Source organism: Streptomyces sp. NPDC018947 (assembly GCF_044390505.1).
Taxonomy (GTDB): domain Bacteria; phylum Actinomycetota; class Actinomycetes; order Streptomycetales; family Streptomycetaceae; genus Streptomyces.
Map to the genome: position 1 here is coordinate 341,383 of NZ_JBIRZD010000004.1, position 25,019 is coordinate 366,401.

Annotated in this window: 23 protein-coding genes; 3 read left to right on the forward strand and 20 right to left on the reverse strand. The window is 74.5% G+C overall.

Annotated elements, in window-relative coordinates:
- Positions 1–13: 13 nt before the first annotated feature.
- The 6 genes from ACH499_RS11820 to pdhA all read right to left on the reverse strand — a co-directional run bounded on the left by ACH499_RS11820 (position 14) and on the right by pdhA (position 7,083).
- Entirely contained in the window at positions 14–1,111 is a 1,098-nt protein-coding gene (locus tag ACH499_RS11820; protein WP_356206006.1) for a potassium channel family protein, read from the reverse strand.
- The gene (locus ACH499_RS11825) at positions 1,108–2,493 is read right to left on the reverse strand and encodes a molybdopterin molybdotransferase MoeA (RefSeq protein ID WP_399015125.1); all 1,386 of its coding nucleotides are present in this window, start codon (positions 2,491–2,493) and stop codon (positions 1,108–1,110) included. The genes ACH499_RS11820 and ACH499_RS11825 overlap by 4 nt, the downstream gene beginning before the upstream one ends.
- A complete protein-coding gene (locus ACH499_RS11830) occupies positions 2,490–3,449 on the reverse strand; it encodes an NTP transferase domain-containing protein (RefSeq protein WP_399015127.1) in 960 nt (319 codons plus the stop codon). Before ACH499_RS11830 ends, ACH499_RS11825 begins: the two co-directional genes overlap by 4 nt.
- Before the next feature lie 78 nt (positions 3,450–3,527).
- Positions 3,528–4,934 (reverse strand): dihydrolipoamide acetyltransferase family protein, encoded by a 1,407-nt coding sequence (locus ACH499_RS11835; RefSeq protein WP_399015129.1) that lies wholly within the window; start codon positions 4,932–4,934, stop codon positions 3,528–3,530.
- A complete protein-coding gene (locus tag ACH499_RS11840) occupies positions 4,934–5,938 on the reverse strand; it encodes an alpha-ketoacid dehydrogenase subunit beta (RefSeq protein WP_399015131.1) in 1,005 nt (334 codons plus the stop codon). The genes ACH499_RS11835 and ACH499_RS11840 overlap by 1 nt, the downstream gene beginning before the upstream one ends.
- Positions 5,935–7,083: a pyruvate dehydrogenase (acetyl-transferring) E1 component subunit alpha gene (gene pdhA, locus ACH499_RS11845; protein WP_356206013.1), complete on the reverse strand. Its 1,149-nt coding sequence runs from the start codon at positions 7,081–7,083 to the stop codon at positions 5,935–5,937. Before pdhA ends, ACH499_RS11840 begins: the two co-directional genes overlap by 4 nt.
- A gap of 174 nt (positions 7,084–7,257) precedes the next feature.
- On the opposite strand from pdhA, the gene ACH499_RS11850 reads away from it, so the two are divergent.
- A complete protein-coding gene (locus ACH499_RS11850) occupies positions 7,258–7,776 on the forward strand; it encodes an Lrp/AsnC family transcriptional regulator (protein ID WP_399015134.1) in 519 nt (172 codons plus the stop codon).
- A gap of 27 nt (positions 7,777–7,803) precedes the next feature.
- On the opposite strand, the gene ACH499_RS11855 is transcribed toward ACH499_RS11850, so the two are convergent.
- Together ACH499_RS11855 and ACH499_RS11860 are read right to left on the reverse strand one after the other, a co-directional pair.
- Positions 7,804–8,406 (reverse strand): TetR/AcrR family transcriptional regulator, encoded by a 603-nt coding sequence (locus ACH499_RS11855; protein WP_356206014.1) that lies wholly within the window; start codon positions 8,404–8,406, stop codon positions 7,804–7,806.
- Positions 8,403–9,917, reverse strand: coding sequence for a 3-hydroxyacyl-CoA dehydrogenase (locus ACH499_RS11860; RefSeq protein ID WP_399015136.1), 1,515 nt, complete (start codon positions 9,915–9,917; stop codon positions 8,403–8,405). Before ACH499_RS11860 ends, ACH499_RS11855 begins: the two co-directional genes overlap by 4 nt.
- 158 nt (positions 9,918–10,075) lie before the next feature.
- On the opposite strand from ACH499_RS11860, the gene paaN reads away from it, so the two are divergent.
- Complete coding sequence (gene paaN, locus ACH499_RS11865) at positions 10,076–11,767, forward strand: phenylacetic acid degradation protein PaaN (protein ID WP_399015138.1); 1,692 nt, start codon at positions 10,076–10,078, stop codon at positions 11,765–11,767.
- A 48-nt stretch (positions 11,768–11,815) separates the two neighbouring features.
- On the opposite strand, the gene ACH499_RS11870 is transcribed toward paaN, so the two are convergent.
- From ACH499_RS11870 to ACH499_RS11895, 6 genes are all read right to left on the reverse strand, one after another.
- A complete protein-coding gene (locus tag ACH499_RS11870; RefSeq protein ID WP_399015140.1) occupies positions 11,816–12,598 on the reverse strand; it encodes a TrmH family RNA methyltransferase in 783 nt (260 codons plus the stop codon).
- Complete coding sequence (locus tag ACH499_RS11875) at positions 12,595–13,815, reverse strand: HTTM domain-containing protein (protein WP_399015142.1); 1,221 nt, start codon at positions 13,813–13,815, stop codon at positions 12,595–12,597. The genes ACH499_RS11870 and ACH499_RS11875 overlap by 4 nt, the downstream gene beginning before the upstream one ends.
- Entirely contained in the window at positions 13,812–14,579 is a 768-nt protein-coding gene (locus ACH499_RS11880; RefSeq protein ID WP_356206021.1) for a DUF5819 family protein, read from the reverse strand. Before ACH499_RS11880 ends, ACH499_RS11875 begins: the two co-directional genes overlap by 4 nt.
- Positions 14,580–14,767: 188 nt before the next feature.
- Positions 14,768–15,097 carry a rhodanese-like domain-containing protein gene (locus ACH499_RS11885; protein ID WP_365603156.1) on the reverse strand — a complete coding sequence of 110 codons (330 nt, stop codon included), beginning with the start codon at positions 15,095–15,097 and terminating at the stop codon, positions 14,768–14,770.
- A 198-nt stretch (positions 15,098–15,295) separates the two neighbouring features.
- Complete coding sequence (locus ACH499_RS11890) at positions 15,296–16,108, reverse strand: hypothetical protein (RefSeq protein ID WP_356206022.1); 813 nt, start codon at positions 16,106–16,108, stop codon at positions 15,296–15,298.
- 41 nt (positions 16,109–16,149) lie between these two features.
- Positions 16,150–17,598 (reverse strand): DUF2252 domain-containing protein, encoded by a 1,449-nt coding sequence (locus tag ACH499_RS11895; protein WP_399015145.1) that lies wholly within the window; start codon positions 17,596–17,598, stop codon positions 16,150–16,152.
- A 405-nt stretch (positions 17,599–18,003) separates the two neighbouring features.
- Between ACH499_RS11895 and ACH499_RS11900 the strand changes: the two genes are divergently transcribed.
- On the forward strand, positions 18,004–18,849 hold the full coding sequence (locus ACH499_RS11900) for a carbohydrate-binding protein (RefSeq protein WP_399015147.1): 846 nt from the start codon (positions 18,004–18,006) through the stop codon (positions 18,847–18,849).
- Positions 18,850–19,002: 153 nt separating this feature from the next.
- On the opposite strand, the gene ACH499_RS11905 is transcribed toward ACH499_RS11900, so the two are convergent.
- The 6 genes from ACH499_RS11905 to ACH499_RS11930 all read right to left on the reverse strand — a co-directional run bounded on the left by ACH499_RS11905 (position 19,003) and on the right by ACH499_RS11930 (position 24,970).
- Positions 19,003–20,694, reverse strand: coding sequence for a hypothetical protein (locus ACH499_RS11905; protein WP_356206025.1), 1,692 nt, complete (start codon positions 20,692–20,694; stop codon positions 19,003–19,005).
- Entirely contained in the window at positions 20,691–21,365 is a 675-nt protein-coding gene (locus ACH499_RS11910; RefSeq protein WP_399015149.1) for an ABC transporter ATP-binding protein, read from the reverse strand. Before ACH499_RS11910 ends, ACH499_RS11905 begins: the two co-directional genes overlap by 4 nt.
- A 105-nt stretch (positions 21,366–21,470) precedes the next feature.
- The gene (locus tag ACH499_RS11915) at positions 21,471–22,754 is read right to left on the reverse strand and encodes a cation:proton antiporter (protein ID WP_399015151.1); all 1,284 of its coding nucleotides are present in this window, start codon (positions 22,752–22,754) and stop codon (positions 21,471–21,473) included.
- On the reverse strand, positions 22,751–23,653 hold the full coding sequence (dapF, locus tag ACH499_RS11920) for a diaminopimelate epimerase (RefSeq protein WP_399015153.1): 903 nt from the start codon (positions 23,651–23,653) through the stop codon (positions 22,751–22,753). Before dapF ends, ACH499_RS11915 begins: the two co-directional genes overlap by 4 nt.
- A gap of 94 nt (positions 23,654–23,747) precedes the next feature.
- Entirely contained in the window at positions 23,748–24,755 is a 1,008-nt protein-coding gene (locus ACH499_RS11925; protein ID WP_356206030.1) for a class I SAM-dependent methyltransferase, read from the reverse strand.
- Positions 24,752–24,970 carry an MbtH family protein gene (locus tag ACH499_RS11930; RefSeq protein WP_356206031.1) on the reverse strand — a complete coding sequence of 73 codons (219 nt, stop codon included), beginning with the start codon at positions 24,968–24,970 and terminating at the stop codon, positions 24,752–24,754. The genes ACH499_RS11925 and ACH499_RS11930 overlap by 4 nt, the downstream gene beginning before the upstream one ends.
- Positions 24,971–25,019 lie beyond the last annotated feature (49 nt).

The window sequence follows — 25,019 nt, forward strand, 5'->3', positions numbered from 1 at the left end:
CCCGGGCCACATGTCAGTCGCGCGGCAGCGGACGGGCGTCGGGGGCCACCTGGGTGCCCGGCGTCGCCCGGACGATGGTGATCAGACGGTCCGTCAACTGGAGCGTGCCGACGGCCGGATCGTCGTAACCGAGCACCCGGTGCCCGCGCAGGACGCTCACCACCAGGTCGTCCGTCTCGCGGGGGCTCTTGCCCACCTCCGCCTTTATGACGGGGCGTTCGACGAGGTCCAGCCCGCTGCCCTGGCTGATCAGGTCCTCCATGACCATGCCGGCGGCGGGGCTGAGCACGGAGAGCCCGAGCAGCCGGCCGGCGGCGCTGGCACTGGTGATCACGGCGTCCGCGCCGGACTGCTTCAGCAGCGGGGCGTTCTCCTCCTCCCGCACCGCGACCACGATCTTCGCGGTCCGGTTGAGCTGGCGGGCCGTCAGTGTCACCAGGACCGCGGTGTCGTCGCGCTGGGTGGCGATGATGATCTGCTTCGCCCGGTAGACCTCCGCTCGGTTCAGCACGTCGCTGCGCGTGGCGTCGCCGACCACCCCCGCGAACCCGTGGGCCGTCGCCGCGTCGATGGCCTTTCCGCTGGGGTCGACCACGACGACCTGCTCCTTGCGCAGGCCCGTCGCGCACACGGTCGAGATCGCCGACCGTCCCTTCGTTCCGAAGCCGACGACGACGGTGTGATCGCGCAAGGTGGACCTCCAGCGGGTCAGGCGCCACTCCTCCCGAGTGCGCTCGGTGAGGGCTTCCAGCGTGGTGCCGACCAGGATGATCAGGAACAGCACGCGTAGCGGCGTGATGACGAAGATGTTGGTCAGCCGGGCGGAGTCGCTGACCGGCGTGATGTCGCCGTACCCGGTGGTCGAGAGGGTGACGGTGGCGTAGTAGAAGGCGTCGAGGAGGTCGACGGACTTGTTCGCGTTGTCGTTGTAGCCCTCGCGGTCCGCGTAGACGATCACCGCGGTCACGACGAGGACCACCAGGGCCAGGGACAGCCGTTTGCCGACCTGGCGGATCGGGTGTTCCACCACCTTCCTCGGCAGCTTCACCCGGTGGGGCATGAGGTGCTCGTCGGCCTGGCGGGCGATCGCGTCCTGGCCCGGAAGTTTCACGTGAAACACACTCCGATTCCGCCGCTGGTCCACGGCAGGTCGAGCAGCTCGGTCTCCTGTCCGCGCCGCGCACCGCCCGGGCGCACGACGGCCAGGGCGTCGGCCGCCGCGATGCCGCGCAGCATGGCGGGCCCGTTGTAGCGCAGCGGTACGGCACCCTCGCCGCGCAGGACGACGGGGACGAGCCGGGTGTCGTGCGGGTGCCCCTGCACCGCGTCCCGCAGCGGCAGGACGTACGGCTCCGGTGCCGGACGGGCCGCGAGGACGCGCAGCAGCGGTTCGGCGAGCGTGAGCAGTCCGGAGACGGCGGCGAGGGGGTTGCCGGGCAGGCCGACCAGGTGACGGCCCTCCGTGATGCGGGCCAGCAGCATGGGGTGGCCGGGGCGTACCTTCACACCGTCGACGAGGAGTTCGGCGCCGATGCGGCGCAGGGTCGGGTGGACGTGGTCCACGGGGCCCGCGGCGGTGCCGCCGGTCGTCACGATCAGGTCGGCCTCGGACGCCGTGACGGCCCGGTGCAGGGCCTCGGCGTCGTCGCCGATCCGGCGGATCGTCCCCACCTCGGCGCCCAGGGCGCGCAGCCAGGGCCGCAGCATGGGGCCGAGGGCGTCGCGGATGAGGCCGTCGTGCGGCAGACCCTCGGTGAGCAGTTCGTCGCCCAGGACCAGGACGTCGGCGCGGGGACGGGCGACGGTGGTCAGGGCGTCGTACCCCGCGGCCGCCGCGAGACCCAGGACCGCCGGGGTCACGAGGGTGCCGACGGGCAGGAGCTGGTCGCCGCCGCGGCACTCCTGGCCGCGCGGCCGGATGTCCTGGCCGTGGGCGACCTCCCGCGTCACCTGGAGCCGGCCCTGGGCGTCGGTGCGGCCGTGCTCCGAGCGCACCACGACGGTGGCGCCCGGGGGCACCCGGGCACCGGTGGCGATGCGGACGGCCTCGCCGTCGGTGAGGGCGGCGGGCTCGGCGTGTCCGGCGAGGACGCCCTCGTCGCGCACGGTCCAGGGGCCCGGTCCGGCGACGGCCCAGCCGTCCATGGCGGAGGTGTCGAAGGAGGGCAGGTCGGTCAGGGCGGTGAGGGGCGCGGCCAGGGTGAGGCCCAGCGCGGCGTCGAGGGGTACGGAGACCGGGGCCCGGCGTCTCGCGCGGGCGGCGGTGCGTCCGGCGCGCTCGGCGACCGAGCGGGCCTCGGGCCAGGGGGTCGCGCGGTGGGAGTCCGCCGGCCGGTGCGGGGCGGCCCCGTGAGCGGTGTGCGGGCCGTGACCGTCGTGCGCGTGCGCGGGGTCGCGGGGCCGCGGCCCGGGGTGGTCGTTCACCAGGGCGAGCGCCTCCTCCACACCGAGGTCGTCCACGTCCTCGCCGACACGTGCGCCGGGGGAGGTCATCGGGTGTCCGGGCGGGTGCCGGGGGCCGCGTCCGGGGTGCCTGCCGCGGGGGCGTTCTCCGCGTCGGCGGCCTCCTCCGCCCAGCGCCGGGCCAGTGCGGCGGCCTTGCGGGTGGCTTCGGCGACGGCCTCGGGACCCCCGCCGGCCCGCCCGGCCGCGTAGCCGACGAGGAAGGTGGTCAGCGGGGCGGCGGGCCTGGCCACGCCGTGGGCGGCGTCGCGGGCGAGGTCGAGCAGGACGCCGGTGTCGACGTCCAGGTCGATGCCCAGTTCGGCCTTGGCTGCGGAAATCCATTCATCCAACACGTGGCCATGCTCCCTGATACGTGTCCTGGCGGTGGCGATGTCGTCCCAGGTGTCGCAGTCGAAGGACGCGACGGCGTCGGGGACCCGGGTCAGGCGCAGACCGGCGGTGAGACGGCGCAGCGGCAGCCCGGCGAGGTCCGGCCCGCCGCCGGTCAGCGCGGCGAGTTCACGGCGCAGTGCCGAGGCGCGGTACGCGGCGACGAGGGGCTGGTCGCGGCCGTCGGCGTCGGTGAGCAGGACCCCGTCGGCGTCCGACGCGGCGAGCAGCTCCGGCAGGCGCCCGAGGGTCGCGGCGGTGAGGAAGGGCAGGTCGGCCGAGACGACCACGACGTGCTCCGCCGTGGTGCGGTCGAGCCCGGCGGCGAGCGCGGCGAGCGGTCCCCCGCCGGGCGGTTCCTCGCGGGCCCAGATCACGGGCCGGACGGTGGGCCGGGGGTCGGCGACGACGACGGTGGTGCGGGCTCCGGCGCAGGCGGCGAGCACCCGGTCGAGCAGGGCCCGTCCGCCCACGCGCAGGCCGGGCTTGTCCGCGCCGCCGAGCCTGCGGGCGGCCCCGCCGGCGAGCACGACGGCGTCGTACGCGGCAGGAGCCGCCGCCGGCGCGGGGTCGGTGCCGGCGCCGGGGCCGCCCGGGGGTTGGTACGCGGTCACCCTCCGAGTATGCGTGTCCCCGCGATCACGGGGAACGCGGGGGAGCCCCCGCGGCCCGAGGAGCGCGGGGGCTCCCCGTCACAAGGTGCGCAGCAGCACCGCCGGCTGTTCCACGCAGTCCGCCACGTACCGCAGGAAACCGCCCGCCGTGCCGCCGTCGCACACCCGGTGGTCGAAGGTGAGCGAGAGCTGCACGACCTGGCGCACCGCCAACTCCCCTTCGTGAACCCAGGGCTTGGGCACGATGCGGCCGACGCCGAGCATGGCCGCCTCGGGGTGGTTGATGATCGGCGTGGAACCGTCGACGCCGAACACGCCGTAGTTGTTCAGCGTGAAGGTGCCGCCGGTCAGCTCGGCCGGGGTGAGCCGCCCGGCGCGGGCCGCCTCGGTCAGCCGGGCGAACTCGGCGGTGAGCGACTCGGCGTCCCGCGCGTGCGCGTCCCGTACGACGGGCACGACCAGGCCCCGGTCCGTCTGGGCGGCGAAGCCGAGATGGACGTGGCCGAACCGGACGATCTCCCTGGCCTCCGTGTCGACGGCGGAGTTCAGCTCGGGGAAGCGGGCGAGCGCGGCGGTGCAGATCCGCGCCAGCAGGGCGACGAGGGAGATCTTCGGTCCGCCCGCCGCGTTCATCGCGGCGCGCGCCCGCATCAGCTCCGTCGCGTCCGCGTCCACCCAGCAGGTCGCGTCCGGGATCTCGCGCCGGCTGCGGGAGAGCTTGTCGGCGACGGCGCCGCGCACGCCCTTGAGCGGGGTGCGGACCTCGTCCGGCGCCGCCCCGCCCCCGAGCGCGGAGACCGGCGCCCGGTGCCCTGCCGCCGCCTGCGGAGCGGTGTCCGCCGCCGCGGCCGGTGTACGGACGCCCCGCGCCTCGGCGGCACGCAGCGCGTACTCCACGTCGGCCCGCAGGATGAGCCCGTCGGGGCCGGAGCCGGTCAGCTCCCGCAGATCCAGGTCGTGCTGCCGGGCCAGCCTGCGCACCAGCGGGGAGATGACGGGGACGGGACCGTCCGGCTGCCCGGCGCCGCGGGCCCGGCCGTTCAGCCGCCCGGCGTCCGCCGGCTCGACGGGCGTCCGCGGGGCCGCCGCGGGGCGCTGCGGCCGGACCCTGCGCCGCCGCGCGGGCGCCTCGGAGGTGCCGTACCCGACCAGGACGTTGCCCGAGCCGCGCGACTCCCCGGCGGCCTCGGTGGCGGCGACCGCTTCCGGCGCCGGCGGCCGACCGGCGGAGCCGGCCTGCTCTCCCACGGCGACCGTCAGGAGCGGCGCGCCGACGGGCAGCTCCGTGCCCTCCTCGCCGAAGCGGGCGGTGACCACGCCGCCGTAGGGGCAGGGCACCTCCACCATCGCCTTGGCCGTCTCGACCTCGACGACCGGCTGGTCGACGGCGACCACGTCACCGACCTCGACCATCCAGCGCACGATCTCGGCCTCGGTGAGCCCCTCCCCGAGGTCCGGGAGCTTGAACTCCAGCACCTGTGTCATCAGCTTTCGGCCTCCCACTGCAGGCGCCCCACGGCGTCCAGGATCCGGTCCACACCGGGCAGGTGGTGGCGCTCCAGCATCGGCGGCGGGTACGGCACGTCGAACCCGGCCACACGCAGCACCGGCGCCTCCAGGTGGTGGAAGCAGCGCTCCGTGACCCGGGCCGCGATCTCCCCGCCCGGGCCCCCGAAGGAACCCGACTCGTGGACCACGACCGCGCGTCCCGTCCGCCGTACCGAGGCGCACACCGTCTCGTCGTCGAACGGCACCAGGGAGCGCAGATCGACGACCTCGAGGTCCCAGCCCTCGGCCCGGGCCGCCTCGGCCGCCTCCATGCAGACGGCCACCGACGGCCCGTACGTGATGAGCGTGGCGCTCCGGCCGGAGCGCCGCACCACCGCGCGGCCGATGGGTTCAACGGGTACCGGCTCCTCGGGGTTCCAGGAGTCCTTCGACCAGTACAGCCGCTTGGGCTCCAGGAAGACCACCGGGTCGTCGGAGGCGATGGCCTCGCGCAGCAGCCCGTAGGCGTCGGCGACGGTCGCGGGCGTGACGACATGGAGCCCCGGAGTCGCCATGTAGTACGCCTCGGACGAGTCGCTGTGGTGCTCGACGCCGCCGATGCCGCCGCCGTAGGGCACGCGGATGGTCAGCGGCAGAGTCATCGCGCCGCGCGTGCGGTTGCGCATCTTGGCGACATGGCTGACGACCTGCTCGAACGCCGGGTAGGCGAAGGCGTCGAACTGCATCTCCACGACCGGCCGCAGCCCGTACATGGCCATGCCGACCGCGGTGCCGAGGATGCCGGCCTCCGCCAGCGGGGTGTCCGTGCAGCGGTCCTCGCCGAACTCCGCGGCGAGCCCGTCGGTGACCCGGAAGACACCGCCGAGGGTGCCCACGTCCTCGCCCAGGACGTGCACGGCCGGGTCGGCGGCCATGGCGTCGCGCAGCGCGCGCGTGAGGGCCTGCGCCATGGTGGCCGGCTTGAGGGCGACGGTGGTCATCGGTGCGTCCCTTCCGGCTCGGTCCCGGCCTCGGCCTCGAGCTCCGCGCGGAGCTGGTCCCGCTGCTCGCGCAGTTGCGGGGTGGGCCGCGCGTACACGTGCGCGAAGAGGTCCATCGGGTCGAGTTCGGCGTCCTGGTTCATGCGGGCGCGCAGGTCGGCGGCCATGGTCTCGGCGTCCTCGCGGGCGGCCCGGATGCCGTCCTCGTCCAGCAGGCCGCGGCCGGTCAGCTCCCGCTCCAGCAGCTCGACCGGGTCGTGCCGGCGCCAGGTCTCCACCTCGGCGTCGGCGCGGTAGCGCGTGGCGTCGTCGGCGTTGGTGTGCGCGTCGACGCGGTACGTCACCGCCTCCACCAGCGTCGGTCCGCCGCCCGCCCGCGCCTGCCGCACGGCCTCGGAGAGGACCTCGTGGACGGCGACGGCGTCATTGCCGTCCACCAGGCGGCCGGGCATCCCGTAGCCGACGGCCTTGTGGGCCAGCGACGGGGCGGCGGTCTGCTTGGCGAGCGGGACGGAGATGGCGAAGCCGTTGTTCTGCACGAGGAAGACGACCGGCGCCTGCCAGACGGCCGCGAAGTTCAGCGCCTCGTGGAAGTCGCCCTCGCTGGTGCCGCCGTCGCCGACCATGGCCAGCGCGACCACGTCGTCGCCCTTGAGGCGGGCGGCGTGGGCGAGGCCCACGGCGTGCGGGAGCTGGGTGGCGAGCGGCGTGGACAGGGGGGCGACCCGGTGCTCGTAGGGGTCGTAGCCCGTGTGCCAGTCGCCGCGCAGCAGGGTGAGGGCCTCGACGGGGTCGACGCCTCGGGCGACGACGGCGAGGGTGTCGCGGTAGCTCGGGAAGAGCCAGTCGCGCTCCTCGAGGGCCAGGGCCGCGGCGATCTCGCAGGCCTCCTGGCCGGTGCTGGAGGGGTAGACGGCCAGCCGGCCCTGCTTGGTCAGCGCCGTGGCCTGCACGTTGTAGCGCCGGCCGCGCACCAGCCGGGCGTACAGGGTGCGCAGCAGCTCGGGGTCGGTCTCCTCGGCGGCCTTCGTGCCGAGGACGCGGTACGGCTCCGCGTCGGGCAGCAGCGGCGCGGGGTCGGTACGGGGCTGCCAGGCGGGCGGCGGTGTGGGCCGGTAGGCGCCCCGCTGCTCCATGACCGTCATGACGGCACCTCCTCGTGGGAGCGGCTTCGGGCTCGCCACGGATGTGACGGGCCTCACCTACCGATTGTTCGGTCGTCGGCACATTTTGGCTACAGGCGGCCCCAGGCTGTGGACAATCGGTTCTGCACAACCTGAGATGGACGCAGTACGTCCATGGTAGGAAGGCGGGGGCACATGGCATCTGAACAAATGGCCGAACGCCCGGCCGACGCCGCCGGAGCGGAGGACGCCGCCGTCCGGCCGCCCCCGCGTCCGCTGGACGCGATCGACCAGGACATCCTGCGCATGCTCCAGGCGGACGGCCGCGCGTCGATACGGTCGGTGGCGGAACGGGTGCACGTCTCGCGCGCGAACGCGTACGCGCGCATCAACCGGCTCGTCGAGGACGGCGTCATACGCGGCTTCGGCGCCCGTGTCGACCACGAGCGCGCGGGCCACGGCACCTCTGCCTACATCACACTGAAGATCGTCCAGAACTCCTGGCGCACGGTCCGCGCGCAGCTCAGACAGCTCCCCGGCGCCTCCCACATCGCGTTGCTGGGCGGCGACTTCGACGTCCTGCTCCTGGTGCACACACCCGACAACCGGGCGCTGCGGGAACTCGTCCTCTCCCGCCTCCAGGCCATCCCCGAGGTGCTCAGCACGCGCACGCTGCTGGTGTTCGAGACCGAGGACCTTGAGCCGCAAGGCTGATCGGGCGGGCCGCCGTGCCCGCGCCGCTCAGACGGTGCCGCGCAGCCCGCCGAACACCAACCGCACCACGGCGTCCACCAGTTCGCGCTCGCCCGTGCCCCCGCGGCCCTCGGGACCGTCGGGGCGGTACCACTCCACGATCGAGTTGATCATGCCGAAGACCAGGCGGGTGGCGAGCCGGACCTCCACGTCCGCGCGCACGTCCCCCTCGGCCGCCGCCGCCTTCAGCAGCCCGGCGACCCGGTGGTCGAACTCGCGCCGCCGCTCCAGCGCCCACCGCTCGGTGCCGGTGTTGCCCCGCACCCTCAGCAGCAGCGTGACGTAGGGCAGTTCGGCCATCAGCACCTCGACCATGCGCCGCACGACGTACTCCAGCCGCTCGGCGGCGGACCCCACGCGCGCGTGCTCCTCGTCGAGGATGCCGAACAGCTCGTCGAGGGCCCGGCTCACGGCCCGGCGCAGGAGTTCCTCCTTGCCCGTGACGTGGTGGTAGATCGACGACTTGGAGATGCCGGCCGCCTTGGACAGGTGCTCCATGGAGGTGCCGTCGTAGCCGCGCTCGATGAAGACCTGCACGGCCACGGACAGCAGCGTCTCGGGCGTGTAGGTGTCGCGCTTGACGGTGGTCATGGGGTGTCCTCCCGCTTCACGGTGGCGCAGGCGTACCGGTAGAGGGCGAGGGACGGCGCGTAGCGGCCGGACTGATCGATGGAGTGCAGGTCGTCGAGGAGGGAGCCGGCCCAGCCCCGGCCGAGACGGCGGCACCACTCGAAGGGGCCCAGCGGGTAGTTGACGCCGAGCCGCATCGCGGTGTCGACGTCCTCCTCGGTGGCCACGCCCTTGGCGACCGCCTCGACGGCCAGGTCGATGATCCGCGCGACCGTCCGCGCGACGATCATGCCGGGCACGTCGCCGATGACGCTGACCTTCTTGCCGAGCGCCTGGAACAGGCCGGTGGCCTCGGCGACGGTTCGCGCCGACGTGTCCTGGGAGTGGGACAGGGCCACGCGCGTGGCCGTGCGGTAGTCCAGCGCCAGGTCGAAGTAGACGACGTCCCGGTACTCCGCCGAGGTCTGGCCGTCGGCGAGCGCGAGCTGACCGCCGGTGGGCAGGACGAGCCGCGTCCCGTTGTCCTCGTCCTCCTCGCGGACCTCGATGCCCGCCTCGCGGATCATGGCGACCAGCTCGGCGGCCGGACCCAGGTCGCCCTCGACCACGACGTACGCGGGCGCCTCGGCCGGCTCGGCGGTGTGCGGCTCGGGCCGCTCGGCGCCGTCGCGGTAGTCGTACCAGCCCCGCCCGCTCTTGCGGCCCAGGCGGCCGGACTCGACCAGGCGGCGCTGGGCGAGGGACGGCGTGAAGCGCACGTCCTGGAAGAACGCCTGCCACACGGAGTGCGTGACGGACTCGTTGACGTCCTGCCCGATGAGGTCCGTCAGCTCGAAGGCGCCCATCCTGAAGCCGCCCGACTCGCGCAGCACGGCGTCGATGGTGGCCGGGTCCGCGCCCTGGTCCTCGTAGACCGCGAAGGCCTCGGCGTAGAAGGGCCGGGCGATGCGGTTGACGAGGAAACCGGGGGTGTCCGCGCAGGCGACCGGCGTCTTGCCCCAGGCGCGGGCCGTCTCGTACGCGCGCGTGGCCGAGGTGACGTCGGTGGCGAACCCGGAGACGACCTCCACGAGCGGCAGCAGCGGAGCGGGATTGAAGAAGTGCAGGCCGACGAAGCGGCCGGGGACCCGCAGCGCGCCGCCGATGGCGGTGACGGACAGGGAGGAGGTGTTGGTGGCGAGCAGGCAGTCGTCGGCGACGACGTCCTCCAGCGCGCGGAACAGCTCCTGCTTGACGTCGAGCCGCTCCACGACCGCCTCGACGACCAGCGCGCAGTCGGCCAGCTCGGCCAGGGTCTCGGCGGGCTCCAGCCGGGCGCGGGCCGCGTCCCGCTCGGCGCCGGTGAGCCGCTCCTTCTCGACGAGCCGGTCGAGCCGGGCGCCGATCGCGTCGGCCGCGTCCCGGGCCCGCCCGGCGACGGCGTCGTAGAGCCGTACGGGGTGGCCCGCGACCAGCGCCACCTGGGCGATGCCCTGGCCCATGGTGCCGGTGCCGACGACGGCCACGGGGCTGCTGAGGGTGAGTGCTGTCATGTGCGCGATCCTCCCGCACGGGGTTTTCCACAGATGCGGCGGTCCCCCTTGTCCCGACCGATCGTTCGGTTACTCTAGCCCTGTCCGCTTGTTTCTGCCCAGGTTTCCCCCAGGTCACGACTCGACGGAGAGCTCGTGAGACGAGGAGTTGGTCCCGCATGGCCGCCGAACTCACCGCGCACCAGCTGATCGACCGGCACCGGCCGACACTGGACCAGGCGCTGGAGACGATCCGCACGCGCGCGTACTGGTCCCCCCACCCCGAGCACCCCAAGGCCTACGGGGAGAACGGCAGCCTGGACATGGCCGCGGGCAAGGCCGCCTTCGACGCCCTGCTCGGCACCCGCCTCGACCTCGGCCAGCCCGGCACCGACGACTGGGTCGGCGGCGAGGTCTCCCCGTACGGCATCGAGCTGAACGTGGAGTACCCGCACGCGGACCTCGACGTGCTGCTGCCCGCGATGCGGGCCGGCCAGAGGGCCTGGCGGGACGCGGGCGCGGAGCTGCGCGCGATGGTCTGCCTGGAGATCCTCGGGCGGATCGCCGACCGGACGATGGAGTTCGCGCAGGCCGTCATGCACACCTCCGGACAGGCCTTCATAATGGCCTTCCAGGCGGGCGGCCCGCACGCGCAGGACCGCGGCCTGGAGGCGGTGGCCTACGCGTACGCCGAGCAGGTCCGCACCCCCGGCACGGCTCAGTGGAGCAAGCCGCAGGGCAAGCGCGACCCGCTGGAGCTGACCAAGCAGTTCACGCCGGTCCCGCGCGGCATCGGCCTGGTCGTGGGCTGCAACACCTTCCCGACCTGGAACGGCTACCCGGGTCTGTTCGCCTCCCTCGCCACCGGCAACGCGGTCCTGGTCAAGCCCCACCCGCGCGCCGTGCTGCCGCTCGCGCTCACCGTCCGGATCGCCCGCGACGTCCTCGCCGAGGCCGGCTTCGACCCGAACCTGGTCGCGCTGGTGGCCGAACGCCCCGGCGAGGGCATCGCCAGGACGCTGGCGACCCGCCCCGAGATCCGGATCATCGACTACACCGGCTCCACCGCCTTCGGCGACTGGCTGGAGGCCAACGCCCGCCAGGCCCAGGTCTTCACGGAGAAGGCCGGCGTCAACACGGTGATCGTGGAGTCGACCGACGACTACAAGGGGATGCTCTCCAACCTGGCCTTCTCGCTGTCCCTCTACAGCGGCCAGATGTGCACCACCCCGCAGAACCTGCTGATCCCCCGCGACGGCATCCGCACCGACCAGGGCGACAAGTCCTACGACGAGGTCACCGCGGACCTCGCGCGCGCCGTCGACGGGCTCCTCGGCGACGACGCCCGGGCGAACGCCCTGCTCGGCGCGATCGTCAACCCGGACGTCAAGGCCCGTCTGGAGGCCGCCGCCGGTCTCGGCGAGGTCGCCCTGGCCTCCCGCGAGGTGACCAACCCCGACTTCCCGGACGCGGTCGTGCGCACCCCGGTGATCGTCAAGCTGGACGGTGCCAAGCCCGACGACGAGGCCGCCTACACCAGCGAGTGCTTCGGCCCCGTCTCCTTCGCCGTCGCCGTCGACTCCGCCACGCACGCGGTGGACCTGCTGCGCCGCAGCATCCGCGAGAAGGGCGCGATGACCGTCGGCGCGTACACGACCGACGCGGAGGTCGAGCGGGCCGTGCAGGAGGTGTGCCTGGAGGAGGCGGCCCAGCTCTCCCTGAACCTCACCGGCGGGGTGTACGTCAACCAGACGGCCGCCTTCTCCGACTTCCACGGCTCGGGCGGCAACCCGGCGGCCAACGCGGCCCTGTGCGACGGCGCGTTCGTCGCCAACCGCTTCCGCGTGGTGGAGGTCCGCCGCCAGGCCTAGGGCGGGTCGTTCGCGCCGGGCCCCGCGTCCGCGGCGTGACCCGAGGCCCTAGGGCACGTGCGGTGCGCCCCCGCCGGCGCTCCAGTGGTACAGCGTCATGGCCACGCTGGTCGCGAGGTTGTAACTGGAGACCTGGGGGCGCATCGGCAGCGCCACCAGGTGGTCGGCCCGTGCGCGCAGTTCCGGTGACAGGCCGCTGCGCTCGGAACCGAACGCGAGCAGCGCGTCGTCGGGCAGCTTCAGCCCGCGGACGTCCTCGCCCTCGGGGTCCAGGGCGAAGACGGGACCCGGCGGCAGTCGTGCCACGTCGAGCCGTTCCACGGTGGTCGCGAAGTGCAGCCCCGCCCCGCCGCGGACCACCGTGGGGTGCCAGGGGTCGAGCGGGCCCGTGGTGACCACACCGGTCGCCCCGAAGCCGGCGGCGAGCCGGATCACCGCCCCCGCGTTGCCGAGGTTGCGCGGCTGGTCGAGGACCACGACGGGGCTGCTGCGGGGGGTGCGCGCCAGTGTCCGCAGCCCGGCCTCGCGCGAGGGGCGTACGGCCAGGGCGGCCACGGCGGTGGGGTGCGGGCGCGGCACGAGCGACGTGTACGCCGTGTGCGGCACCTCGGTCAGCAGCCCGCCCAGGGTCTCCCGGACGTCCGGCGCCAGCTCCTCGGCGAGGGCGAGCGCCCCTTCCCGGTCGCTGGTGACGGCCACCGGGACGTCGGCGCCGAAGCGCAGCGCGTGCTTCAGGGCGTGGAAGCCGTCGAGCAGCACACACGCGTCGGCGCGGCGCCGCCAGAGCGCCAGGGCGTCGGGGCCCGGGCCGGCGGGGGCGGGGTGGGTCATGCCTCGAAGCCTACGCGCGCCGTCCCGGCGTCCTCCGGGGCGGCACGGGGCGCCGGCACCGTGCCGCGGCCACCGCCGCCCCGCACCAGCCGGCCGCGTCCGCGTGTCGTCCACTCGCCCAGGCGGCGCAGGAAGGAGGTCGGCAGGAAGACCGCGTCGGCGGCGATCATCGCCAGCGAGAAGAACGGCAGCCCGAGCACCACGGCGATCACCGCGTGCTCCAGGATCATGGCGGCCAGCAGGACGTTCTTGACCCGCCGGTTGAACAGCGTGAACGGAAAGGCCACCTGCACGGCGACCGTGCCGTACGTGATGAGCATGACCAGGGTGCCGCTGGCGGACAGCGCCTCGGACAGGGCGGGCCAGGGCGAGAAGTAGTCCAGGTGCAGGGGGTAGTGGACGGCGGTGCCGTCCTGCCAGCGCGAGCCCTGGATCTTGTACCAGCCGGCCGTCGCGTAGATCAGGCAGGCCTCGGCCATGATCACCAGCAGGGCGCCGTTGTGCACGACGCGGGCGACGACGTCGAGCAGTATCCGCGGCTCACCGGTGGGCGCCCAGCGCCCCACGGCCCACCACAGGCCCTGCGCCAGCCACACCGCCCACAGCAGGGCCGGGACGAACCGGTCGCCGTCGAGCCGCCCCGCCAGCGTCGCCATGAGCAGCACCGCGCCGAGCACCCCCCACAGCAAGGGTCCCGTCCGGTCCGCCCGGCGCTCCCCCCGCGCGTGCGCCTCCCCCCGCAGCCGTGCCCTGCGGGCGTCCAGCGACCACACCTGGCCGCAGCGGGTGAAGACCAGGTAGATGCTCATCAGGTGCAGGACGTTGTCGCCGCCGTCCCCCATGAAGATGCTGCGGTTCTGCAGCGAGAGCACGCCGACCATGAAGAGCACCGACGTGGTCCGCGACCGCCACCCGAGCAGCAGCAGCACACTGCTGAGCACGGCCAGCGCGTACACGGCCTCGAACCAGAGGGTTCCGCCGCCCTCCCACATCAGCACCGTGAAGGCGCCGTTGTCCGCGACGAGCTGCTGGGCGAGGTCGTGGCTCCACGGGCCGTCCGGGCCGTACAGCTCGTGGCGGTGGGGGAACTCGCGCAGCAGGAAGAGCAGCCACGTCGCGCTGAACCCGATCCGGATGACGGCGGTCTGGTACGGGCCGAGCGCGGCCCCGGTGACGCGGGCGATGGCGCGCGAGAGCGACAGCGCGACGCCGTTCACGCGACGCCCCCCTTCGCCTCGTCCGCGGGCACCCGCCACCAGGGCAGCTCCCGGTACACCGGCCGGTCGGAGACCCGCTCGCCGCTCCACTCCGGGGGCGGCACGGGGGTCGTACGGGAGCGGTACTGGACGCGCCGGACGACGCCGTCCGGTCCGGCGGCGTCGTTCCGGTCCAGCCGCAGCACCGCGATGCGGCGCAGATAGCTCTCGGACAGGGTGCCCCGCAGGCCCGTCGGGCGGTTGTGGGAGTCGTGGGTGGCGATGTAGAAGTCCCAGGCGCGGCGCAGCGCGTTCTGCTGCGTGTGGCTCGGCAGCAGGTTGCCGTCGATGGCCCGGCCGTCCTCGGCGGACAGGTCGTACCAGCCGGTGGTCCGTATCCCGCCGTCCGCTTCGCTCACCTCGGCGCGGACCTGGACGGAGATGTTCTGCTGGAGCGGATTGGGCGCGAACAGCTTCCAGTTCTGCTCGAACTCCGGGTAGATCCACTCGTCGATCAGGGAACCGTGCTGCTTGGACAGCGTGTTCGCCGGGGCCACGTGCAGGAAGGTCAGCCCGATGTGGACGCAGACGGCCGCCGCGACGACGGCGAGCGCGAGCGCGGCACCGACCTGGTAGCGCGGGGAGAGCGCGGCGACGCCGGTACGGGGGACTGCGGGCGGTGCGCCGGGACCGTCCGGCGGGGCGGAGCCGGGGGGAGCCTCATCGGGTACGCCCGGCCCGTCCGCCCTCCGCCGGGCGTTCGAGCCTGTGTCGTGCGCGTCCATTCCGCCCCGTTCCCCGGTCCCGGTCCGTCTCTCCGCCCGCGCTGCCGCGGCCGCGCCGCGGGACACACCGGTGCGGATGGTCCACGACGCCCGAACGGGAACGGTACTCAGGACGGCTCGTCGGCACAGCCCCCGGTGAACCGGTCGCGCCGTGGCCGTCACCACACCGGCCGCCGCGGAGCGGAAGGCTAGAGGACGTGCCCCGGCTCGCCCTTCTCGTCCACGACGGGCCGGCCGGCGGCGTCCCAGATCTGCATCCCGCCGGCCACGTTCACGGCGTCGATGCCCTGCTGGACCAGATACATGGTGACCTGGGCCGAGCGCCCGCCGGAGCGGCAGATCACGTGGACCCGGCCGTCCTCGGGAGCGGCTTCGGTCAGCTCGCCGTACCGGGCGACGAACTCGCTGAGGGGAATGTGCAGCGCCCCGGCGGCGTGACCCGCCCGCCACTCGTCGTCCTCGCGGACGTCCAGCAGGAAGTCGCCGTCCTTGAGGTCCGTGACCTCGACCGTGGGCACACCAGCTCCGAAACTCATGCCCCCGACGCTACCCGACACGGCGCACCGGCCCGTGCGGGAGCGTCCGCCCACGATCCGGGCAGGCCGGTGCGGTCACGTGGCGCCCCCGGGGCCACCGTCCGCGGGCCGCCCCGCCCGGCGGGAACGCGGCCGGTTCCGCGGCCGATCCCGGCGTCGCGCCGCCGCGCCCGCCGGCGGCTACTGCTCCAGCAGCCCCGCCAGCTCGGCCTCCCGCTCGCCGACCTGGGCCGCCAGTTGCCCGGCGATCTCCTCCAGCAGGCGGTCGGGGTCGTCCGGGGCCAGCCGGAGCATGGCGCCGATCGCGCTCTCCTCCAGCTCCTTGGCCAGCACGGTGAGCAGTTCCTTGCGCCGGTCGAGCCATTCGAGACGGGCGTACAGCTCCTCGCCCCGGCTCGGCCGCCGCTCCAGCGCCGGACCCGCGGCCCACTCCTCGGCCAGCTCGCGCAGCTCGGCCTCGTCGCCGCGGGCGTAGGCGGCGTTGACGCGGGTGATGAACTCCTCGCGCCGGGCGCGCTCCTCCTGCTCCTGCGCCAGGTCGGGGTGGGCCTTGCGGGCCAGCTCGCGGTAGAGCCGGCGGGCCTCCTCGCCGGGCCGCACCCGCTTCGGTGGCCGCACCGCCTGGTCGGTGAGCATCGCCGAGGCCTCCGGGAACAGCCCGTCCCCGTCCATCCAGCCGTGCAGCAGCTCCTCGACCCCCGGGATCGGCATCAGCCGGGCCCGGGCCTCGTCGGCCCGGCGGCGGTCCTCCGGGTCGCCGCTGCGGGCCGCCCTGGCCTCCAGGATCTGCGCCTCCAGCTCCTCCAGCCGCGCGTACACCGGGCCGAGCCGCTGTTCGTGCAGCCGGGAGAAGTTCTCGACCTCCACACGGAAGGTCTCCAGCGCTATCTCGTACTCGATGAGCGCCTGCTCCGCGGCCCGTACGGCCTGTTCGAGCCGCTCCTCGGGCCGAGGGGCGCCGCCCTGCTCGGGCTCAGCTTCCGGGGTCGTCACCCGACCAGCCTAGGGCACGGGCCGGCGGCCCCGTCCGGCCCTCACACCCCCGTCTCGGCCGCGACCCGCCCCGCCCGCACCGCGGCGACCAGCACGGCGTGGTCGGCCTCCGTGCGGTCGGCGTAGGCGACGGCGAAGGAGGCCACCGCCTCGTCGAGCTCCTCGTTCCTGCCGCAGTAGCCCGCGACCAGGCGCGGGTCGGCGGAGTGCGCGTGGGCGCGGGCCAGCAGCGCGCCGGTCATCCGGCCGTAGTCGTCGAGCTGGTCGGCGGCCAGGGCCGCGGGGTCCACGCTGCCCTTGCGGTTGCGGAACTGCCGGACCTGGAAGGGACGCCCGTCCACCGAGGTCCAGCCCAGCAGCATGTCGCTGACGACCTGCATGCGCTTCTGCCCGAGCACCACCCGGCGCCCCTCGTGCGCGACCTCGGGGACGTCGAACCCGGCGCGCACCAGATGCGGCACCAGCGCGGAGGGCCGGGCCTCCTTCACCTGGAGCACGAGCGGCTCACCGCGGTGGTCCAGCAGCAGCACCACGTACGACCGCGTGCCCACGCTGCCCGTGCCGACCACCCGGAAGGCGACGTCGTGCACCGCGTACCGGGCCAGCAGCGGCAGCCGGTCCTCGGACAGCGTCGCCAGGTAGGGCGCGAGGGCGGCCGCGACCGCCGCCGCCTCCCCGTCCGTCACCCGGCGCAGCACCGGAGGCGCGTCGACGAAGCGGCGTCCGCCGTCCTCGGTGGCCTCGGTCGAACGGGCCGCGAAACGGCCGCTGGTGTTGGCCCGCGCCTTCTCGCCGACCCTCTCCAGCGTGCCGAGCAGGTCGTGGGCGTCGGTGTGGGAGACCAGCTCCTCGTCGGCGATGGCGTTCCAGGCGTCCAGCGCGGGCAGCCGGGCCAGCAGCCGCATGGTGCGCCGGTAGGCGCCGGCCGCGTCCCGGGCCGCCTCCCGGCAGGTGTCCTCGTCGGCGCCCGCCTCCCGGCCCGCGAGCACCAGGGAGGCGGCGAGCCGCTTGAGGTCCCACTCCCAGGGGCCGTGGACCGTCTCGTCGAAGTCGTTCAGATCGATGACCAGACCGCCGCGCGCGTCCCCGTAGAGGCCGAAGTTGGCCGCGTGCGCGTCGCCGCAGATCTGGGCGCCGATGCCCGTCACCGGCGTACGCGCCAGGTCGTACGCCATCAGCCCGGCCGAGCCGCGCAGGAACGCGAACGGGGTGGCCGCCATCCGCCCCACCCGTATCGGGGTGAGCCCGGGTATCCGCCCCCGGCCGGACTCCTCCACCGCGGCCACCGCGTCCGGCCGGTCCCCGTCGAGGTCGAGAGCGGCGTGCGCGGACCGCGGGACGCGGGTGCGCAGCGCCTTGCCCTCCGCCTTCGGTGACCCGGAGGCGGGCCACCGCGCGAATCCGGCCACGTGCGGCACCCGCGCGCCCGCCCCCCGTTCCGCGTCCGCCGCATCCGCCCCCGTGCCCCTACGCTCCGCCACCTCGGTCATCCGACCGCCCTCCCCGGCTCCGAACCCACCCGTACACAGCCGCGCCCACCGGGCACGCGCCGCACCTCGCGCCGGCGCCGCCCGGACGCGCCACGCACCGCCGCACGCACCGCACACCCACGGGCACCGACATGAACGCGCCACGACGGTACAGCCGCCCGCCCCGCCCGTACACGCCCCGCTCCCTCCCCTCCCGCCCGCATAACACCGGGCAGGGGGCGGAACGGGAGGTGCCCGAGCCGCGCCGCCGCGTCTTACGGTTTCGGCGCTCACCAGCGGAACGCGTCCCCCGGAGCACTCACAGCCTGCCCCGCGCCCCGGGGGCCGCGTCCCCCTGTCGGGCACCGCTCTCCCGTCCGCCTTCCCCGGGGACCTTCCCCCCACCGAGGAGACCGAGGAACCGCCATGACACCCACCACCCCCGACGATTCCGGCGCCGAGCCCGGCATCAGCCGCAAGACCCTGCTCAAGGCGGCCGTCGCGGCGGGCGCCGCCGTGCCGCTGCTCGCCACCGGCGCCGTCGCGCTCGCCCGGGACTCGGCCGGCTCACCCGGGGCGGCCCTGGCGCCGACCCCCTACTGCGACGACGGCGACGACCCCACGCCCGACCAGATGGAGGGCCCCTACTTCAAACCGAACTCCCCGCTGCGCACCGACCTGGTCACGCCGGGCACCGCCGGCGTCCCGCTGACCGTCGGCGGCTACGTCTTCGGCCGCAACTGCGTGCCCCTGCCCGGTGTGCTGCTGGACTTCTGGCAGGCGGACGACGCGGGCGCCTACGACATGGCCGGATACACCTTCCGCGGCCACCAGTTCACCGACTCCACCGGCGCGTTCACCCTGCGCACGATCGTCCCGGGCCTCTACCCGGGCCGCACCCGGCACATCCACGTCAAGGCCCAGGCCCCCGGCAGGCCGGTGCTGACCACCCAGCTCTACTTCCCGGGCGAACCGCGCAACAGCACGGACGCCCTCTTCGACCCGGCGCTGCTCATGAACGTCCGCAACGTCGGCGGCGGCAGGGAGGGCACGTTCGACTTCGTGCTGAACGTGGACGGCACCCCGGGCCCGACGAACTCGCCCACCGCCCCGCCGACCGACCCGCCGGGCGGCACCTGGGCGCCCGGCCGCGCCTACGCGGCGGGCGACCGGGTCACGTACGGCTCCGCCGCCTACCGGTGCCTCCAGGCCCACACCTCGATGGCCGGCTGGGAGCCGCCGAACGTCCCCGCGCTGTGGCGCCGCGAGTGACGCCGGCCCCGTAGGGCCCTCCCCACGGCCCGCCGCCTCCCGTGAACGCGGAAGCCCCCAGGTGCGGGACCCGGGGGCTTCCGCCGTCGCCGGGCGCAATCGTGACCGGCATCCGGCACGAGCGGAAAATGGCTCGTTGTCGGTCCTGGGGCGTCAGGGCCGCACCCGTCGGCGTGCGCGCCCCAGCGCCCAGCGGAACATCAGCAGGGCGAGGACCCAGCACGCCGCCACGCGGCCCAGTGGATCCGCCGCCTGCGGGACACCGCCCGGGAAGGGCGCGGCGAGCAGCACGGTGAGCCCCGCGACCCCGGCCATCGGACCGACGGCATACCACAGCATCGCCAGGATCGGACCGGCGTCGGCGAGCAGGGGACCGCCCGCCAGCACCCACACGGGCACCGGCGACCGGTACGCGCTCAGCAGCCCCGCGGCGACCAGCACCGGTGCGGCGGCGAGCACGATCAGCGGTGCCGTGGCGTGGCCCGACAGCGCGACCGGTACGGCGAGCAGGCACCCGGCGGCGGCCAGCACCAGGGCCGGCACGAGCGCGTGCTCGAGTGCGAGGCGCTCGTAGGGCCGGGGCGACCACGCCGTGCGCCGTACGTCGTCGGCGTCGAGCCTGGCCGGCTCCAGGAGCTGCGACCCGGCGAAGTAACCGAGCAGCGCGGCCAGTGCCGCGGCGAGGTACGCCGTCCCGCCCCGCGTCCCGGCGGCGGCGACCGCGGCCGCGCCGGCCGGCACGAGCAGCAGGACCATGAGGCCGAGCCGCCTGGGCGCCATGAGCAGGCCCAGCACGTCGCGCCAGGCGACCAGCAGACCGGGCGAGCGCGGCGGGGACAGCCGGGCCGCCCACCGTTCGACGCGCCCGCGGCCGCGGACCTCCAGGCCGCCGGTCATGGAGAGCCGGACCGAGCGCATGTCCACGGCGAGGATGCCGGCCAGCACCCCGCCCGACGCCCTGGCCCGGGACCGCAGCACCGCGACGGGCACCTCGTCGACGACCTTCCCCGCGTACACCAGGGCGGCCGCCGTGGCCGCCACCAGCAGGGCGAGCGCCATCGGCCACAGGGGCGCGGACCGGCCCGCGGCGGCGAGCACGGGCTGCGCCGCCCAGCCCCACGGACCGGACCACAGCTCGACCGTCTCCAGCACCTTCGAGCGGTGCCCCTGCGCGGCGGCCCCCGTCTGTACGGCGCTGAGCAGGACGGCGAGCAGCAGGACCGGGGTGGCCCGGTGGAGCAGGTCGGCGGCCTTCCGGGAGCGTTCCACCACGGCCGCCCCGGCCACGGCCAGCAGGGCCAGGCAGACCGCGGGGCCCAGGAACGCCGGGGCCAGAAGGCCGATCCGGCCCAGGTCGGCGGCCGCGACGAGCAGTGCGCCGACGAAGCCCAGCAGCAGGGCGGCGAGCGCCCAGATCCCCGCGGACAGGGCGAACCAGGGCAGCAGCACCGGACGGCGCCGTACGGGCAGCGCGAGCAGCCAGTCGACGTCGGGCCGCGGCAGGATCACCGGACCGCGCCACAGCGCGTCGCGCACCGTGAGGAAGATCCCCGCCAGGGCCGCGAGGACCAGACCGGACGGCAGCGTCCGGGCGACGGCGCCGGCGCTGTCCGCCAGCGGCCGGCGGTGGCCGATCTCGTGGAAGAGCCCGATGACGAACAGTCCGTACCAGCCGAGCAGCAGCACCAGGGCGACGTACGACACATAGGCGAACCGGCGGGCCCGTCCGGCGCCGCGGCGGGCCCGCAGCCACTGCGTCGTCTCGGCCGTCCGGTCCGCGACGACGTCGTTCCGCCCGGCCTCCGCGCCTTCGTCGATCCCGGTCCCCAGTGCCGTACGGCTCACGTGCCCGCCTCCGTCAGGACCTCGTCGGGGCTGCCGTCCGCGACCACGGCCCCGTCCTCCAGGGCGATCACGCGCTGCGCGACCCGGGCCAGCTCGGGCTGGTGCGTGGCGAACAGCACCGCCACACCCTTGTCGCCCTCCGCCCGCAGCACGTCCGCGAGCCGGCCGCGGGCGCGGGGGTCGAGCCGTTGCTCCGGCTCGTCGAGGACCAGCAGGTCACGGGGGCGCAGCAGGGCCGACGCGAGCAGCATCGCCTGGAGCTGCCCGGAGGACAGCGCGCTGGGCAGCGACTCCGCGTGGCCGGTCAGCCGCTGCTCGCGCAGGAGCGCGTCGATCCGGTCCTCGGGCACCCCGTGGGCCACGGCGACCAGTTCGAGGTGCTGGCGCACCGTCAGATCGGGGTAGCAGCCGAGGGCGTCGCCGACGACCGCCACGCGGGCGCGGACCCGCACGTCGTCCTCGCTCATCGGCACGCCGTCGAACTCGACCTCGCCGGTGGTGGGCCGGTCCCGGCCGCAGGCGATGCGCAGCAGAGTCGACTTCCCCGAGCCGTTGGGGCCGAGCAGCGCGACGCACTCGCCCGGCGCGACCTCCAGGTCGACGGCTCTGAGCGCCTCACGCTCGCCGAAGGTGCGGCTCACACCCGTGACTGTCAGCAGGGCTGCTCGCACCCTCTCGGCTCCTTCCGCGATTTGCTGCCGTGACGGGACCCGAATGTACGGGAACGCTCGCGCCGGGCGCGGCCACAGGGACTGTTCACGGCCACCCGCCCACGCTCATCCCGCTTCCTTGGTGACGCGGCGCTCGGACAGCGGTTCGCCGGCGGCCGCGGCCCTGGCCGGGGACGGCGGCGTCCCGTCGCTTCCCGGCCGCAGGAGCCGGTTCAGCACCGGGCCCGCCATCGCCGTCGTGACCAGCGCCATGACCACCATCATCGAGTAGAGGCCGCCGTCGAGGATCCCCGTCTCCACGCCGACGGTGAGCACGATCAGTTCGGTCAGCCCCCGCGTGTTCATCAAGGTGGCCAGCACCGCCGAGTCGCGGTTCCCCAGTCCGTGCAGGCGGGCCGCCGCGAAGGCGCTCGCGGACTTCCCGACGATGGCGACGACCAGGACGAGGGCCAGCTCCCCGAAGCCGCCCAGGTCCAGCGCGGACAGATCGACCTTGAGGCCGGCGAGGAGGAAGTAGGCGGGGAGCAGCAGGACCAGGGTGACCTGCCGGGTCTCCTGCGTCGCCGTCGTGCGCAGGTGCTCGCCGGTGCCCCGCGGGAGGACCGCGCCGAACAGGAACGCCCCGAAGAGGAAGTGCAGGCCGAGCCACTCGGTGGCCACGGAGGAGAGCAGCAGCCCGGTGAGCACGACGGTGAGCGCCGACCCCCGGTCCCGGACCCGTCCGCGTTCCTCCAGGTGCCGCAGGGCGGGGCGTACCGCCCAGAGCATGACCGCGACGTACACGGGCAGCAGCGCGAGGCGCCACGGCTCCTGCCCGTCCCGTCCGACGACCGCCATCACCGCGGCCAGCATCGACCAGGCGAGGACGTCCGCGACGGCGGCGCCGCACAGGGCGATCCCGCCCAGCCGGGTCCGGTTCAGGCCGCGGTCGGCGAGGATGCGGGCGAGTACGGGGAAGGCCGTCACGGACATGGCCACGCCCATGAAGAGGACGAACCCGAGCCGCTGCTCGGGGGCGTGCCGCTCGGCGAGGTAGAGGGCCACCAGCGTCCCGGCCGCGAACGGCACCGCCATGGAGGTGGTGGCGAGCGTGGTCACGACGCGCTGGCCGCCGCGCAGCAGGTCGCGGTTGAGGTCGATGCCGACGCCGAGCATGAACAGGGCGACACCCACGTTGGCCAGTGCGGCGAGCAGCGGCCGTACGTCCGCCGGGAACAGCGCGTCGGTGACCGACTGGCCGAAAAGAGTGGGGCCCAGCAGGATCCCCGCGGTGATCTCCCCGAGCACCGGTGGCTGGCCGAGCCGCCGGAAGAGCTGTCCGGCGGCCCGGGCGCAGACGATGATCAGCGCGAGGTCGAGCAGCAGGAACTGCACCTGGTGGGCGGTCACCGGGGCCCCCCCTCCAGCCGCGTACGGAAGTCCGGCGCCCACCTGCCCGTGACCACCGGTGTCGCGGTGCCCGTCACGAACACCTCCCCCGAGTCGGCGGTCTCCACCTCCAGGCTGCCGCCGGGCATCTCGACGGTCACCTTCTCCCCGGCCAGGCCCAGGAGCTGGGCGGCGCGGGCGGCGGCGCACGCACCGCTGCCGGAGGCCGGGGTGTAGCCCGCCCCGCGTTCCCAGATCTCCGCGCGCACGGTGGCGTGGTCCAGCACCTGGACGAACTCCACGTTGACGCGTGAGGGGAAGGCGGGATGGCCGGCTATCCGGGGCCCGAGCTCATGGGCCAGCTCCGGTGTGACCTCCTCCCGTACGACGACGCAGTGCGGGTTGCCGTCGGACAGGCAGGTGATCTCGACGTCCTCCCCGTCCACCACGAGGGTCTCGCCCAGCATGGGCCGGTCGGCACCTGTGGCGCCGACGTCCCGGCTCGACGGCGACAGGGGGCCCAGGGCGAGCCGGATCAGGCCGGTGGCCCGGTCGAGGACCTGGACGGTGGTCGGGCCGGCGTCCGTGCGGACGGTGAACACGTCCTCACCGGCGTAGCCGCGGTCCAGCAGGTAGCGCGCGAAGATGCGGATGCCGTTGCCGCTCCTCGCGCAGGGCGTGCCGTCGGAGTTGAAGATCCGCAGTCCGAACACGCGTCCCGCGGTGCCGGGGCCGGCGGCCCCGTCGTCCGGGTCGGGGTCCGTCAGCGGGCCGAACAGCACGCCGTCCGCGCCGACGCCGCGCCTTCGGTCGGTGACCATCCGCACCGTGCCGGCAGTCAGGTCCGTCCACGCGGCATGGGGGTCGATGACGAGGTAGTCGTTGCCGAGCGCCTCGTACTTCGCGAAGTCCTGATCCATGCAGACACATCTCTCGTCGGTGTGGTCACGCCGCACACGGGCCCACCCGGTCCGCCGGGCCGGGCCGGGTGGGCCTTGGGTCCGCGGGCTCCGGTCAGTTGGGAACGAGGTGGAACATCACGCTGTCGGCCGGGACGGATATGGGGTACTCCCCGTCACACCGCCAGCCGGCCTCCTCGAAGACCGGGCGCCACTCCTCCAGCGTGGGCAGGTAGTCGCCCATGACGGCGTGGGCCAGCTCGAAGGCCATGCTGAAGACCGGCATGTCCGTGTCCGGGTACGTCGTGGTGCGGGTCGCGTCGGCGAGCAGGAAGTGCTTGAGGTCGGGGAACACCTCGCGGATGCGGCGCAGCGAGGCGACGGCCTCCGCCCGCGGCCAGAAGTCGTGGCCCATCATGAAGCAGGTGAGCAGGTCGACCCCGGCGAACTCGGCACGGGGTTCGAGCGCCGTGGCGTCGCCCTGGACCAGGCTGATCCGGTCCGACAGGCCCGCCTGGGCCACCGCCGCCGTGGCGACCTCGATGGCGCCCGCGGCGAAGTCGATGCCCAGGGCCTTGACCTCGGGCCCGGTCCGGGCGAGGCGGATCAGCCGTTCACCGCTGCCGCACCCGAGGTCGGCGACGGAGGTGAAGTCGAGTCGGCTGACGACCGGCCAGAACACCGGATCCCACCACTCCGCGTTGATCTCGCGGCAGGCGACGCTGATGGCGGCCGCGTCACGGCGGTAGAAGGAGCCCACCCGGTTCTTCTCCCGGACCAGCGCCGGCAGGGTGCTGAACAGCTCACCGCAGCCCCGGGTCATCCAGTGGAAGAGCGACTTGGACCGGTCCGCCTCCTCGAAGTTGGGGCCGCGCCGGATCCGTGCACCGTCGCGGGTGACGATGTCCGCCGCGGCCAGCGCCCGGAACAGCTCGTGCGTGGAACGGGCGTCCAGGCCCTCGCGGGCCGCGAACTCGTCCGCGTCCAGGGACTCCGACCCGCGCAGCGCGTCGAAGGCGCCCGTCTCCCACGCCGCGCTGATCGCGGACGCCGTGATGGCGTGGTTGAACACCTGGGTCACCGTCGTCGTCGGCGCCGCCTGCGCCACCGTGGTCCCGCTCATGCCGCGTTCGCCTCCATGGCCTCGGCCAGGCTCTTGGGTCGCATGTCCGTCCACTCCCTCTCGATGAAGTCCATGCAGGTCTGCCGGTCGCTCTCCGGATGGGCCACCTTCCAGCCGCCGGGAACCTCGGCGAAGGCCGGCCAGAGCGAGTACTGCGCCTCGTCGTTGATCAGCACCAGGAAAGAGCCGTCCGGGTCGTCGAAGGGATTGCTCACTGTTGGGGCTCCGTTCTGTGTTCGATCGTCCGTGCGGAAAGTGCAGGGG

Coding starts and splice junctions, on each gene's coding strand:
- ACH499_RS11825 (WP_399015125.1), bottom strand. CDS start 2,493: ATGACCTCCCCCGGCGCACGTGTCGGCGAGGACGTGGACGACCTCGGT.
- ACH499_RS11860 (WP_399015136.1), bottom strand. CDS start 9,917: ATGACAGCACTCACCCTCAGCAGCCCCGTGGCCGTCGTCGGCACCGGC.
- ACH499_RS11870 (WP_399015140.1), bottom strand. CDS start 12,598: ATGACCCACCCCGCCCCCGCCGGCCCGGGCCCCGACGCCCTGGCGCTC.
- ACH499_RS11855 (WP_356206014.1), bottom strand. CDS start 8,406: ATGACCACCGTCAAGCGCGACACCTACACGCCCGAGACGCTGCTGTCC.
- ACH499_RS11900 (WP_399015147.1), top strand. CDS start 18,004: ATGACACCCACCACCCCCGACGATTCCGGCGCCGAGCCCGGCATCAGC.
- ACH499_RS11895 (WP_399015145.1), bottom strand. CDS start 17,598: ATGACCGAGGTGGCGGAGCGTAGGGGCACGGGGGCGGATGCGGCGGAC.
- pdhA (WP_356206013.1), bottom strand. CDS start 7,083: ATGACGGTCATGGAGCAGCGGGGCGCCTACCGGCCCACACCGCCGCCC.
- ACH499_RS11925 (WP_356206030.1), bottom strand. CDS start 24,755: ATGAGCGGGACCACGGTGGCGCAGGCGGCGCCGACGACGACGGTGACC.
- ACH499_RS11840 (WP_399015131.1), bottom strand. CDS start 5,938: ATGACCACCGTCGCCCTCAAGCCGGCCACCATGGCGCAGGCCCTCACG.
- dapF (WP_399015153.1), bottom strand. CDS start 23,653: ATGGATCAGGACTTCGCGAAGTACGAGGCGCTCGGCAACGACTACCTC.
- ACH499_RS11850 (WP_399015134.1), top strand. CDS start 7,258: ATGGCATCTGAACAAATGGCCGAACGCCCGGCCGACGCCGCCGGAGCG.
- ACH499_RS11880 (WP_356206021.1), bottom strand. CDS start 14,579: ATGGACGCGCACGACACAGGCTCGAACGCCCGGCGGAGGGCGGACGGG.
- ACH499_RS11835 (WP_399015129.1), bottom strand. CDS start 4,934: ATGACACAGGTGCTGGAGTTCAAGCTCCCGGACCTCGGGGAGGGGCTC.
- paaN (WP_399015138.1), top strand. CDS start 10,076: ATGGCCGCCGAACTCACCGCGCACCAGCTGATCGACCGGCACCGGCCG.